Annotated in this window: 12 protein-coding genes; 4 read left to right on the top strand and 8 right to left on the bottom strand. The window is 41.1% G+C overall.

Annotation, left to right across the window (positions count from 1 at the left end):
- Positions 1 to 14: 14 nt before the first annotated feature.
- The 6 genes from MKX55_RS19270 to MKX55_RS19245 all read right to left on the bottom strand — a co-directional run bounded on the left by MKX55_RS19270 (position 15) and on the right by MKX55_RS19245 (position 5,603).
- Positions 15 to 167: a hypothetical protein gene (locus tag MKX55_RS19270; RefSeq protein WP_212928900.1), complete on the bottom strand. Its 153-nt coding sequence runs from the start codon at positions 165 to 167 to the stop codon at positions 15 to 17.
- Positions 168 to 202: 35 nt separating this feature from the next.
- Positions 203 to 1,237: a zinc-binding dehydrogenase gene (locus MKX55_RS19265; RefSeq protein WP_212928899.1), complete on the bottom strand. Its 1,035-nt coding sequence runs from the start codon at positions 1,235 to 1,237 to the stop codon at positions 203 to 205.
- 189 nt (positions 1,238 to 1,426) lie between these two features.
- Positions 1,427 to 2,686 carry a PTS galactitol transporter subunit IIC gene (locus MKX55_RS19260; protein WP_339234242.1) on the bottom strand — a complete coding sequence of 420 codons (1,260 nt, stop codon included), beginning with the start codon at positions 2,684 to 2,686 and terminating at the stop codon, positions 1,427 to 1,429.
- A gap of 65 nt (positions 2,687 to 2,751) precedes the next feature.
- A complete protein-coding gene (locus tag MKX55_RS19255) occupies positions 2,752 to 3,030 on the bottom strand; it encodes a PTS sugar transporter subunit IIB (RefSeq protein WP_042529862.1) in 279 nt (92 codons plus the stop codon).
- Positions 3,027 to 3,518 carry a PTS sugar transporter subunit IIA gene (locus MKX55_RS19250; RefSeq protein WP_212928897.1) on the bottom strand — a complete coding sequence of 164 codons (492 nt, stop codon included), beginning with the start codon at positions 3,516 to 3,518 and terminating at the stop codon, positions 3,027 to 3,029. Before MKX55_RS19250 ends, MKX55_RS19255 begins: the two co-directional genes overlap by 4 nt.
- A gap of 21 nt (positions 3,519 to 3,539) precedes the next feature.
- Positions 3,540 to 5,603, bottom strand: coding sequence for a BglG family transcription antiterminator (locus tag MKX55_RS19245; protein ID WP_339234240.1), 2,064 nt, complete (start codon positions 5,601 to 5,603; stop codon positions 3,540 to 3,542).
- 1,496 nt (positions 5,604 to 7,099) lie between these two features.
- Here MKX55_RS19245 and MKX55_RS19240 point away from each other — a divergent pair.
- Entirely contained in the window at positions 7,100 to 8,458 is a 1,359-nt protein-coding gene (locus tag MKX55_RS19240) for a LysM peptidoglycan-binding domain-containing protein (protein ID WP_339234238.1), read from the top strand.
- A gap of 84 nt (positions 8,459 to 8,542) precedes the next feature.
- On the opposite strand, the gene MKX55_RS19235 is transcribed toward MKX55_RS19240, so the two are convergent.
- On the bottom strand, positions 8,543 to 8,992 hold the full coding sequence (locus MKX55_RS19235; protein ID WP_212928395.1) for a GNAT family N-acetyltransferase: 450 nt from the start codon (positions 8,990 to 8,992) through the stop codon (positions 8,543 to 8,545).
- Positions 8,993 to 9,217: 225 nt separating this feature from the next.
- Between MKX55_RS19235 and MKX55_RS19230 the strand changes: the two genes are divergently transcribed.
- The 3 genes from MKX55_RS19230 to MKX55_RS19220 all read left to right on the top strand — a co-directional run bounded on the left by MKX55_RS19230 (position 9,218) and on the right by MKX55_RS19220 (position 11,977).
- Positions 9,218 to 9,673 carry a hypothetical protein gene (locus MKX55_RS19230; protein WP_339234235.1) on the top strand — a complete coding sequence of 152 codons (456 nt, stop codon included), beginning with the start codon at positions 9,218 to 9,220 and terminating at the stop codon, positions 9,671 to 9,673.
- 6 nt (positions 9,674 to 9,679) lie between these two features.
- A complete protein-coding gene (locus MKX55_RS19225) occupies positions 9,680 to 11,035 on the top strand; it encodes a tripartite tricarboxylate transporter permease (protein ID WP_339234232.1) in 1,356 nt (451 codons plus the stop codon).
- Between the two features lie 96 nt (positions 11,036 to 11,131).
- Positions 11,132 to 11,977, top strand: coding sequence for a Cof-type HAD-IIB family hydrolase (locus MKX55_RS19220; RefSeq protein ID WP_339234230.1), 846 nt, complete (start codon positions 11,132 to 11,134; stop codon positions 11,975 to 11,977).
- A gap of 115 nt (positions 11,978 to 12,092) precedes the next feature.
- Here MKX55_RS19220 and ytvI read toward each other — a convergent pair whose 3' ends face one another.
- Entirely contained in the window at positions 12,093 to 13,187 is a 1,095-nt protein-coding gene (gene ytvI, locus MKX55_RS19215) for a sporulation integral membrane protein YtvI (RefSeq protein WP_212928391.1), read from the bottom strand.
- Positions 13,188 to 13,237 lie beyond the last annotated feature (50 nt).

The raw sequence follows: 13,237 nt of genomic DNA, 5'->3' as shown, positions 1-13,237 counted from the left end.
GTCAGAACTCCTCTCTAATGCGATTGATTCGATTTCTTACTTCTTTTTACTAGGAAATAGGCAGCGATACCGACGACAATGGAGTTGAAGATAAGCTGGTATTCAAAATAAAATTGGCTGATGCCGCGCATTGGACCGAGCATAAAATCTAAAAACATATCAACCATGTTAAAACCTCATTTCGATTTATATTTCAGACACTTTAATCATCCAGAGGGGTGAGCATGACTTTGATGGCTTCCCCGCTTTTTATTGCCTGGTAAGCTTTATCCCACTGATTGATAGAATATGCATGTGTTACCAGACTTTTGGCATCTACTTTTCCTTCTTTCATTAAATGGATGGAGGGTTCCCAGTCGGCAGGCTTTTGACTTCTGCTTCCAACTACCTGTATTTCCTTTTGAATGACTTTTTCCATATCAAGGGAAACCTGAGCTTCCGGGAAAATACCAATTTGCGCATAGTGTCCTTTTTTTCTTAATAAATCAAGACCCTGATTGGCTGCGTGAATCGAGCCGGAGCACTCTAAAAGTACGTCTGCACCATACCCATCTGTCAGCTCATTTACTTTGTCTTTCAAGTTTTCTTTTTGAAGATTAATGACATAATCGATGCCAATTTCTTTTGCTTTATCCAGACGAATCTGATCATTTGTCAGACCGGCAATTAAAACATCTGCACCATTGCTTTTGGCTACTTGGGCCGCAAGTAAACCGATTGGACCCGGCCCGAGAACAATGACTAAATCACCCTCGCGTATTTCTGTTTTTTGGATGGCATGATATGTACATGCCAAAGGCTCTGCCATTGCACCAGACTGGTCATCCACTTCTTTTGGCAGGTGGTGAAGGCTTTCTTCACGCGCGATAAGATACTTAGCAAAGCCGCCATTTATTTGACTTCCCAATCCTTTACGGTGATTGCATAAATTGTAGTCTCCTGATTGGCAATACTTACATTCTCCGCAGATATAGAAGGTAGTTTCTGAGGTAACACGGTCTCCTACTTTAAACTTGGTAACGCCATCTCCAATCTCTGCGATTTCTCCAGAAAATTCATGTCCTAAGGTAACTGGGACAGCGACTTTATAATGGCCTTCGTACGTATGGATGTCGGAGCCGCAGATACCTGCACAAGCTACTTTGATTTTTACTTGATGACTGGATACAACAGGCTCCTCTACATCTTGCATGTGTAAATTCCCATGTCCCAGTTCTGTTTTTACAAGAGCTTTCATGATCCATTCTCCTCGTATTATATATTTTCCAATCAACTATTTTAGAAAAGTTTGAATAAAATAGCAGAAAAAAAGATGGTAAAACCTTGTTTTATTAAAGAACGTAGATGCTTGAATAATATTTCGTAACATCATTATTTTCTGCTAGTTCCATATCAAAAGTAACCATTGATTCAAATAAACCTTCCATTAATTAAATAAGTCAAAGAATCTCCAGATTACCCAGTTAACGATATTACCTCCCTGATCAATACTGGATACCTGTGCGGAACCTTCTGGAAGATTAATGTCTGCGCTCATTGCCATATCCGTGAATAATGGGGCGATATCCGTTGCTACATAGAGGGAAATCGCTATCATGATTGAACCGACGATAACAGAATGAATAATATTTCCTTTGGAAGCTCCGACAACAAAAGCAATAACAAATGGAATGGTCGCCAAGTCTCCAAAAGGAAGCACTGCATTTCCTGGTAAAATAACAGCAATCAAAACAGTGACTGGCGTTAAAATCAACGCCGTAGCAATAACTGACGGATGCCCTAATAAAACAGCAGCGTCCAGACCGATATTGATTTCGCGATCACCGAAATGTTTATTGAGCCATGTACGTGCGGATTCAGAGACAGGCATTAATCCTTCCATCAGAATTTTTACCATTCTTGGCATCAGCACCATAACGGCGGCCATCGAAATACCAATATTAATAATCTCGCCGACACCGTATCCCGCTAAAGCGCCAATTGCGGCACCAAGAATCAAGCCGATAACCATGGAATCTCCAAATACTCCAAAACGTTTTTGGATAGAGTCTGGATCGGCATGAAGTTTATTGAGACCAGGAATTTTTTGAATTCCTTTAACCACAAAAATAAAAGGTGCATACGAAATCGTGCTTCCGGTGGCAACAGAGACGCCTGGCATTTCATAAAAATCACGTACCATCGGCTGCGTCCAGTCTGCTATTTTTAAACAGACGATTTGGAATAACGTTGCGGCAATCAGTCCTTGCACGATGCTTCCAGATACGGTATAAACAATCGCGCCCATAAAGGTATAGTGCCAAAAGTTCCAAATATCTACGTTCATCGTTTTCGTTGTTTTTGTTAACAGCATGACGACGTTTACAACTAATCCTAACGGAATAATAAAAGCAGCAATCGTCGATGCCCATGCAATCGATGAAGTAGCCGGCCAGCCGATATCAATGGTATTTAAGCTGACACCGAGTCTGTCTACCATTCCTTGTGCTGCTGGGCCAAGGTTTAAGGTCAATAAGTCGATGACAAGGAAAATACCTACAAATGCAACACCGATCGTCAGACCAGAACGAAAAGCTTTTCCAGGCTTTTGGCCGAATAAAAGTCCAAGTAAAAAGATGACAACGGGCAAAATGACAGTAGCTCCCAAGCCTAGAAATGCTTGTATAAAATCAACAAATCCTTGCATTAGTTTTCCCTCCTATGGGTTAGGATGCTGCTCTATCTCTTAACAAGAGCAGAGCAGCAAAATTATTATTTTAATAATTCCTCTAAAATCTGTTTCTTTGTATCTTCTACACCAATTCCTGTCAGAAACGTACGTGCATTGATAACAGGGAAGGGATATTCCTTCTTTGTCATTGCAGTAGTAACCAATAGATCTGCTGTATCCTCATAGGTGCTTACTTCTGCAATCCGGATTTGTTTTAAATCTATTTTTACGCCATTTTCTTTTGCTAATTCTTCAATCGCATTATTTACTACAGTGGATGTAGCAATTCCTGCTCCGCAAGCTACAAGTACTTGTTTCATAGCTTCTCACCTCCTTTAAAGTCATGCAGATCAAGCTTGTCAGCTAATTGTTTCTGTATTTCTGATGCATTATCTGTCTGAAGTAATTGATTGAGAAAAGTTCCTTCTTGAAAAATCTTCATTAAATCCTGCAGAAGCTTCAATTGTGAATGAGGCTCATCCATTGCCAGCATAAATACGATTTGAACAGGTGTGGTCTCCGTTTCTTCTCCCATAATGACAAAATCTACTGGATTTTTTAATGTAGCGATACTGATAGTTTTATGATTTACATGAACAGCATCTGTATGTGGAATAGCCACAGATACACCTGCTGTCGGTAATCCCGTTGCAAATTCTTTCTCTCTTTCTATAATTGCCGGAATAAAGCTGTCTTTGACATACTGATGATTTGCTAAATTTGCTCCCATGTGTTGAAGAACTTCTATATAATCAGCTGCCTCTAAATTCATTAAAATAACTTCTTTATCAAAACGTAATTCACTCATGAAATAACACTCCTGCCTTAACTATTGATCAACGATATAATCTCGAATCAATTTGTAAATATATTCTTTGGAACTCGCTTGCGTCAGTTTCGGTAACAGGCTGGACGAGGAAGCAACCTTCATCAGCTGCATCAGTGCATGAATATGCTGTTTTTTATCTGCTGCAGCAATCATAATCATCAAGTGAATCTGATGATTTTCTTCCCCGTACGGCACGCCGTTACGAATTTTTAACAGGCTCATGCCAACTTTTTTGACACCTTCCTCTGGTGTAGCATGTGGAATAGCCACGTGTTCGCCAATTGCAATATACGAATCTTCTTTCGAATGCTGGATAGCTGCATCAATATAATGCGGCGTAATGTATCCATTTGTAAGCAATGGAGCTCCGCATAGCCGGATGGCTTCGTCAAAAGAGGGGACAGATTCTCTCAACGTAATATGATCCACTGTCAGAAAATCATGTAAATCCTTTTCTTCTGATGCAGCGTCTTGTTTTGTAATGGAAGCATTTTTATCCCTGTGGATAAAAGCATAAAGTTCCTTCCGCAGACGCTTTTCATCGGAAATATTAGCATGTAACTGGATTTTAGCCATCAAATCATCCACATTGATTTCATTTGGAATATAATCGTATATCTCCAGCATGACTTGTTTACGAATACGCTGTTTGTCTTCCGCACGCAGAATGGGTTTGCAGATAAACAATTTTTTCTCTGTTTCTAATGAAACGGGCGAGAAAACAATATCGTAATCCAGCTCGTAATGTAAAAACTCTCTGACAGACAGCCAATCCAGAAATACGAATTCAGGAAATAGCTCACGAAGCTGCTGGAACATTAAACGGGAAACGGAAATCCCCCGCGGGCAGACTACCAGTGCTTTTGTTTTCTGAGCCATGCTTTCCCCTTGTTTGTGCATCCATCCACTGATCAGCATCACAATATAAGTGATTTCATTTTCGGGAATCTTGTTTTCTATCACTTCCTCAAGCGGCGTAATTGCTAAATGGACCAGATGACGAATCTGTTCGAATTCTTCGTTATCGTTATCTTCAAAAAGAATGGAGTCTGTCAGCTGATATTTAATCCGGTAATACGCTGGTGTTAAATGCTGCAGAAGCTTATCAATCAATTGTTTACGGTCATGAAAATTAATACAGGCATTTTTTTCAAAGAGCCGGACCATTTTATCGATGGCCGGTACCAGATTAGGGATGTAATCCTCAGTCATCCATGAATTCCGGTGGACACTCCCTGTTAACAGATTCAGTGTAATAAAGATGCGTTCAGATGTTGGGAGAGCTTTGTCATATAGAATTTCTTCTGTCGCTTGATATTCCTTTGTATTGGAGAGCTCATCATAGCGGATAAACAATGGCTGGATGGAATATCCCTTTTGAATTCTCCGCAGAATCAAAACAAATATGGCTGGAAGTGTCATCATAATTTCATCTGTGAATTGAATAGTAAGCTTTTGTTCAACCCGCTCCAGACGGCGCTCAAACTGATCGAGCAGTTCGTCCTCAAGTAACAGGATTTCCAGCAGCTTCCGCTTGTTGTCATCATGCAGAATCAATTCATTTGCCAGCCCAATCATCATCTTGCGTGCCTGAAATTCATTTCCAATAATCTGATAACCATCTTTTCTTGTATGCTGTATTTTCAATTGATAAGCATCTAACAGCTTCTGAGCATGCTTCATATCATTTAGAATGGTATTCTTGCTGACATCTAACTGTCTGGTTAAACCACTTAACGAGATAGCATCTTTTCCGCCTAATATGGCCATGGTTAGAAATTTTACCCGATTCTGTTCTGGCATGACGCCGTCTTGGAACTTGGCGTCTGCAGTGGTGCTTTGCTTCACCGTTGCAGTTAAAATAGATTGATCAATGATGAATTGCCCTTTCTTTGTTCGTTCAATTTCTGGCAAACGGCTATCTTTTAACCACGTATTTATTTTTTGAAAGGTGTAGCCTAATTGTCGGCGAGAAAGATTATATTTATCTGCGAGTTCGGAACTTGTAATACTCGTGTCATTGATTAATGCGTTAAAAATAATCTCTTCTCTTTCTCCTAACACAATGCTGCCTCCTTTAATTAGAATCATAACAATTGCTAAATAATAAATGAATGCGTTTACATCACAAAATAGAGAATCATCTTTGTACCATATTGTGATAATCCATCTTGTCCTATCTTACTTAAAATTTTGAAATGATAGAAGTAATGGGGAAACAGCCCAGGGATTTTTTTTAACAGGAAAAGGAAATTATCATGGAGAACCGTCCATTAAAATCCTGCAAAATGATGTTTTGTTTTGATAGAAAGAGTAACTCTCTCTTTTCCATAGAAACAGGAGTTGATCGTTCCTTTGATAACTTCCTTGACAAAGATTATAGAAGGCGAAGTGTAAAGCGCCGCTGCGGCGGACCGTTTTGCTTTCCGACGTACAGGACGTACTAGTGCAGACGTTGCAACAACTCTTTTCGATGGGGTGAGTAATCGCAACCCCAGGACGTTGCGACATTAGTCTGCCTAGGGGCACGCTCTTCAGCTAACTTTTGCCAAGAAGAGCACTTGGCAAAAGTGGATCTTCAGATGGTGCTGATCCCTCAGGAGTCAAAACGGTCCGCCTCCGCTAATAAGACGTTCTATACGTGAAAAAACAACTCACCAAATAGATGTTTAATCAGATAGAACATTTTTTTCATGCTGCATGGTAAAATGTTCCGCCAAGATTACTTTCTGTGCATCGAAGCAATTCCCTGTATTTCATATTCATGCTGTCATGATTGGGTTGTTCAGACGACAGCTGCTATTTCGTCTAGCTCATTAAGATGATATTTCTTTCATTCGCTGTAGAATTCTATCAGAGCGCAGGCCAACCACGGAGACTCCTAAGTGGTTTGCAGGCTAAACCCGTGACTCCTGTCACAACGCCTGCACTTGCACGTCCTGTGCATCGCAGGGCGAGCTGAAGATCCACTTGAAAAGCGGGTTTCTTTTCAAGTTAGCTGAAGCCGTCCCCATGGCAGACTAAGACCGCAACGTCCTGGGGTTGCGATTACTCACCCCATCGAAAAGAGTTGTTGCAACGTCTGCACTAGTACGTCCTGGGACTGCGATTACTCGCCCCATCGAAAACATTTGTACGTCGGAAAGCGGAGTGGTTGGCCGGAGCGGAGCTATGCACCATCACCGATTCCAAAAAGGCCGGATATTTCACCAAATTGCAAGCATGGTAATGGAGAACATGTTCATCCTGGAATAGCAAGATATATGTGCTTATCCTTAGGTGTGAAAGTTAAGTAAATAAGAAATGAAAAGGTGGAAGGATTCCGGGCAGCTAGTTAATCATATATTAAAGCTGGAGAATTATTTAAATCAGATTGAACTTAGAGTAATAGAATCGAAGTAAACGAATGACTCAATAAAATGGCAAGGTTTAGGATGTTAACATTAAATTATTACTTATTTCGATACCGTTTGTAATAAACTATTAATATTTTTGTAACTTATTGTTTGGTAAAATGTGCTATTATTAAATTTGTCGAATATTTATAGGGGGACTACATAATGAAAAAATTAGTAGCTACAGTTGCTACGGGTGTCGTTTTAGGCGGCTCTTGTCTTTCAAATGTTTCAGCAGCGGAGTATCAGGTTCAAAATGGCGATAACTTGTGGAATATAGCAAAAGAACATAGAACGACTGTTGACAAATTATTTGATTTAAATAATTTAAAGTCATCTCTTATTCATCCAAATCAAAAATTAATTCTTAACGAACAATACAAAGTAAAAAAGGGCGATACATTATCTGGTATCGGATATAAACTAGGTGTAACGGTTACTGATTTGAAAGAATGGAATAATCTTGAATCAGATCTTATTTTTATTGATCAAATGTTAACTATAAAGAAATCAAATGTTGAACAAAAAGGTGCACCGGCTGCACAAGTACCTGATAATAAATCAGCTAATGAAGATGAAGTGAATGAAACTAATCAAGCAAGTGAAAATATAGAAGCAGCGCAAGCAGAAGAAAAAGCTCAAGCGGAAGCAGAAGAAGCAGCACAAGCGGAAGCTGAAGCAGCAGCGCAAGCAGAGGCAGAAGCTGAAGCAGCACAAGCGGAAGCAGAAGCAGAAGAAGCTGCTCAAGCAGAGGCAGAAGCTGAAGCAGCAGCACAAGCGGAAGCAGAAGCAGAAGAAGCTGCTCAAGCAGCAGCACAAGCGGAAGCAGAAGCAGAAGAAGCTGCTCAAGCAGAGGCAGAAGCTGAAGCAGCAGCACAAGCGGAAGCAGAAGCAGAAGAAGCTGCTCAAGCAGAGGCAGAAGCTGAAGCAGCAGCACAAGCGGAAGCAGAAGCAGAAGAAGCTGCTCAAGCAGAAGCTAAAGCAGCAGCACAAGCGGAGGCAGAAGCAGAAGAAGCTGCTCAAGCAGAGGCAGAAGCTGAAGCAGCAGCACAAGCGGAAGCAGAAGCAGAAGAAGCTGCTCAAGCAGAGGCAGAAGCTGAAGCAGCAGCACAAGCGGAGGCAGAAGCAGAAGAAGCTGCTCAAGTAGAGGCAGAAGCTGAAGCAGCACAAGCTGTGAACTCCACAGAAAATGAGGAACCTGTAACGGAAACCAACACACAAGAACAAGCTAGCGGTGAAACAATCTCTGTAACTTCTACCGCATATACAGCTAACTGTGAAGGATGTTCTGGTGTTACATCAACCGGAATTGACTTAAACGCAAACCCGAATGAAAAAGTAATTGCTGTTGATCCAAATGTGATTCCACTAGGTACAAGAGTATATGTTGAAGGCTATGGTCATGCAGTAGCTGGCGATATCGGCGGTGCAATTAACGGTAATAAAATTGATATTCATGTTCCGACACGTGATGAGGCTCTTAACTGGGGCGTACGTGAAGTTAATGTGACTGTAGTAGAATAATAGAAACTTAATAGAAAAAATTTGAGGGAAAGCACTTTGCAATAAGGTGCTTTCCTTTTTTTTATGGAATATGAAGCGATTATTTCAGTGAATATCTTCCAGGTCCAACTTCCAATAAAGCATCGATTCCGTCTGCTTTTCTTTTTGCATATTCACTTTCTCGAGTACCCGCATGGAAGCAGGGTTATCCAAATGTGTTTCGGCTATAACTTTATCAACCTCGTAAGTATGTTTTGCCCATTTTAATAAAGCGGCAAGCGCTTCTGTTGCATAACCCTTATTCCAACAGCTTTCCAGAAATCCATAACCGACTTCTGCCGTTTTATTTTCATCTGGTCTTCCTTTAAACCCCATATCTCCAATTATTTTGTCATCTGCCTTACGCTTGACAAGCCAAACACCCCAATATAATAGAGCAGGGTCTTCTTTTAATGCATGTAAATGCTGGATAATATGAGGACCGCATGGATAGTCTGAAGTCATTGTCTGTTTTGTACAAGGGACAATGATAAGTCTGTCTGTTTCCAGTTTCATAAAACCGCTCCTTTTCACTGCATTTTAATTCGGGTATAACAGATTTTCACAGCTATTAGTATAACAGATTATATGGGTGATAAGCCTTCCAGCTTATAAGTTATGCTGCGATTAGTATCTGCTAATAACTCCTAGTATAATTAGCTTGTGTGTAGTATAATCAGGTTATTTCATTCTGCAAATAATTGTTTCAGAGATATTTTATATAGAAGGGTGTTTAAAAAGATGGAAGAACCAGAACAAAAACGTTCTCAAGCATATGTTGAAATCATTGGTGATACGGTTGTCGGCAAAGACTTAATCATGACAATCTCCATCAGTGTGGTGTTGAGCTTTCTTGGCTTTTTTGCTGGCAGAGAGCTTATTTTTCCGCGGATTGCTCCGGAAGAAATGATCCTGTCTTATTCTCTATTGTCAGGCATCGTCGGCAGTGTAACAGGTTTGCTTGTCAATACGTTTTTATTTAAGCCAAAGCGGACTTTAAATGAAACGGCGTCTACCAATGCAGAGCTGTCGGAAATATATGAGAAGCTGCAGCTGGATATGAAGGAAGAGCGTGACTCTATTTTGAATGATCCAGTTACTGTGGCAGAGATGAAGGAACAAGGATTTTATGAGATGTTTATCTCAGATGAGAAAACGCAAAGCGATGAGAAAGAAATAGTTGAAAGAGGAGAATGAACGAAAATGGATGTATTACTGATATCAATCGGATTAGCGATTGTAGCCGGGCTGATCTTCACGGTAATCGGCTTGATTTCCGGCTCCGATGAGACTGCTGTGCTGGTTCCCGCTACATTGATTGTAGTGCTGTTGGGAGCACCTCCGGAAGCTGTTTTTGCCTTTTTTATGGCTGCCGTACTTTCCAAGCATCTTACACATGCGATTCCTACTGCATTAATGGGTGTCCCTGGAGATACGACGGCAACGCCGATGCTGGACCATGCGAACTTTATGCGGCGCATCGGCCTGCCGCATATTGCGTTGCGTAAAATGATTTCCGGCGGGATTATTGGCGCATTTATTGCGCTTCCTGTATCCTTGGCGTTTGCTGTATTTTTAAGCCAGTTTGGTGAATTTTTTCAGGAAAACGCCGGGATTATATTTACATTAGCAGCTGTTTTGATTGGGTACTTTTCCAAAGGTCGCTGGGCGAGTATTATTTTGATCATTCCGCTTGCACTTGTGATCCAAGGGTTGAATATGGTCAGCACCACGATTCTGGGAACCGGATTATCAATCAGCTTTTTCTTAGGGATTGCGATTGGGCCTATGTTTACTGATATTTTATTGGCAACCTCCGGGAGCGGACGTTTGATGATTCAGCGTCAGCAGCCCAATGAATATAAATTAGCTCCAGAAAAGAAATCATGGTCGGGGTATTTTCCGAATCCATTTAAAGTATTAACTAAGAAACAAACAGCATCGGTTGGAGGGACGTCGCTTTTATCTTCGTTAACCTTTGCATTAAGTCCTGTCGGCATGACCGCATTGATGGGAGAGCTGGTAGGTTCCAGGGTGAAGGGACAATACAAGAAGTCAACGACCAGCCTTTCTACGATGAATGGGGTCACGGAATCGACGTATATTGCGGAGACGATTATTCCGCTCGTGGCCTTTGGAATTCCGCTCAGTCCGGTTGCAATCGGACCTGCACAAGCGTTATTTAATGCGCCGCCTGTATTTACAGCAGAACCGGTCCATAATCTGCATACATTAATGGAGCCGCTGGACTTCCTTTTATACGGATTGATTGGAATTATTGTTGCGGCTGTGATTGCCTATCCATTTTCGATGAATTTTGCACGGAAAGCGACGGTTCTTGTATTAAAGCATATTAACCAGGAAGCCATTATTGCTATGTTTATCGGTGTGGTTACCCTGCTTGCGTTTTATGAAGGCGGCTTGGTGAGTGTTACCGTTACGTTTGCGATGGCAATGGTCGGCGGATTATTGAATCGTTTCCTTGGTGTAGGAATCGGGGTTCAATTTATGATATTCTATGGCTCCGGCTGGATTGTAACCACGTTATTAGGCATGTAAGGTGTAAAATACAGCGGAACAGATATAGCAAAACAGGCCGGGCAATCAACCCGGCTTCAAATATGGTAAGATAGCAACTGGAAGGATGTGAAGCACGTGAAGTTAATTGCAATTGATTTAGATGGTACATTACTAAGTGAAGACGGAAAGATCAGTGAAGAGAATCAAGAGGCGATTCATAGAAAACAAGCAAACGGCGATATCGTTGCTTTTTGCTCTGGAAGATCATTGCATGATATGCAGGAAATTGCGGAAGCGGCGAATTTAGAAGTTCCATTAATCTGTGCGAATGGTTCGTTGACCAGTGTAAATGGGGGAATTATCCGCAGCCAGATACTTGCTGCAGACAAGCTGACGGAAATCATGGACACGGTGGCGAGTGCGGGATTATATTTTGAAATTTATACAAATAAAGGCGTCTACATTCAAAAGGATAAGAAACCGATTTTAGAAGAAGAGAAGGAAGCTTTGTTTGACACGCCGGAAGAAAAGGAAAATGCCGGGCATATTATTCGAATACAAAATATGCAGTATGGGATGGTAGAAGTAGATGACTACTTAGAAGCAGGCGTTACCGAATTGGAGCCATATAAAGTATTTATTTTGTCCTTCCGTCGTCAGGAGCTGGAGAAACTTGCAGAGAACTGGAAGGACAGGGAGGATATTTCCATCACCACCTCAGGCTATCAAAAATTAGAAGTCGCTCATCCCGACTCCAGCAAAGGAAATGCATTAGAAGCGCTGGCAGCGTATTATGAAATCCCGCAGGAGGACACCGTCAGCATTGGAGATAATTTTAATGATATTTCGATGCTTGAATATGCAGGGACAGCTGTAGCGATGCATAATGCTGAGCCGGAAGTAAAGGAATATGCAGACCATGTAACAAGAAGTAATGAAGAAAATGGCGTCGGCCATGCATTGAATGAAATCATCAAATAAGGCAGCAGATGCTTTGCTTATAAAACGAAATGTCACTCAGCGGGAGTTTTACGAATTGTCCCCCGTAATAAAAAATCCGAATCTGCAAAATCAGATTCGGATTTTTTATTTGCTTTTATAGACTTTCTTCTTCTACCTTTTCAATCGACTTCTTCTTCACAAATTGGAATAAGCCAACTTCATGGGCTGCTTGAAACGCACTGACAACGAATGGTCCAAAAATAAGTCCGAGTACACCGAAGAAGACAAATCCAAAATACATGGATAAAACGGTTGGCAGTGCCGCGAGTCCCATTTGATCACCGAGCACCTTAGGCTCCGTAATTCGTCTGATGACCAGGAGGAATAAGGCTAATACCATCAGCTGCAGACCGGTTGGCACGTCGCCGATAAGCATCATCAGTCCTCCCCATGGAACCAGAATTAATGCCGGACCGACATACAGCGGAATAATGTCCACGAGCCAGATAATAAAGGTCATTAAGAGCGCAAACCGAGGTGAGATAAATAATAAGCTCACATAGGTAAGTATGAAAATCATTACACTAAGCAGGAATTGCGCTTTCCAGTATCCCCAGAAAACCGTTTTTAAACGCTGGAAGAAGGTCTTTAGTTTTGTAGATGTTGCCTCTGGAAATAGAGAGAAAAAAGCTTGGAACAGCTTTGGCAGATCCAGACTGAATAAAAAGAAAGTAATCAGATAGACAAGCGATACAAAAAGCAGATTAGGAATGGATTGGACCCAGGAACCGAGCATGCCAATCAAACTCTCTACTAAGTCATATCCTGTGTTTAACAGCCGTTCTGATTGACGTTCCAGTTCACTGATAATCGCATCACGCTGTGGCAAATCAGCAATTAAATCATTGAACCTGTTAATAATTTCAGTGATGATGGTCTGAATTTCACTTCCGTACCTGGGAACATTATAACTCCATTCCACGATACGGCTGATGGTACTTGTGAGCATGACATAAATTAATCCGCATGCCACTACCACGAAGGTCGTAAAAACGATGGTAACCGGCCAGATTCGTTTTTCTTGTTTTAATACTTTTTGCAGCAGCTTCACCAGCGGTTCAAAAATAATTGCTGTTAATAATGCCAGCAGGACAGGTATAAACACTGAAAAGTAAAAATATAAAAACACAGCTAGTGCGATAAGTAAGATACCGATAATAATTTTTTTGATTAATGATTGATTTAACAAAAGCTTTCCCCCTGCCGAGTAACACAATAAAATATCATAATATCATTTTA

The organism is Oceanobacillus sp. FSL W7-1281, from assembly GCF_037969835.1.
GTDB lineage: Bacteria > Bacillota > Bacilli > Bacillales > Amphibacillaceae > Oceanobacillus > Oceanobacillus oncorhynchi.
Note: the sequence above shows the minus strand (reverse complement) of the source record. Positions and strands in the feature narration are given on the sequence as shown.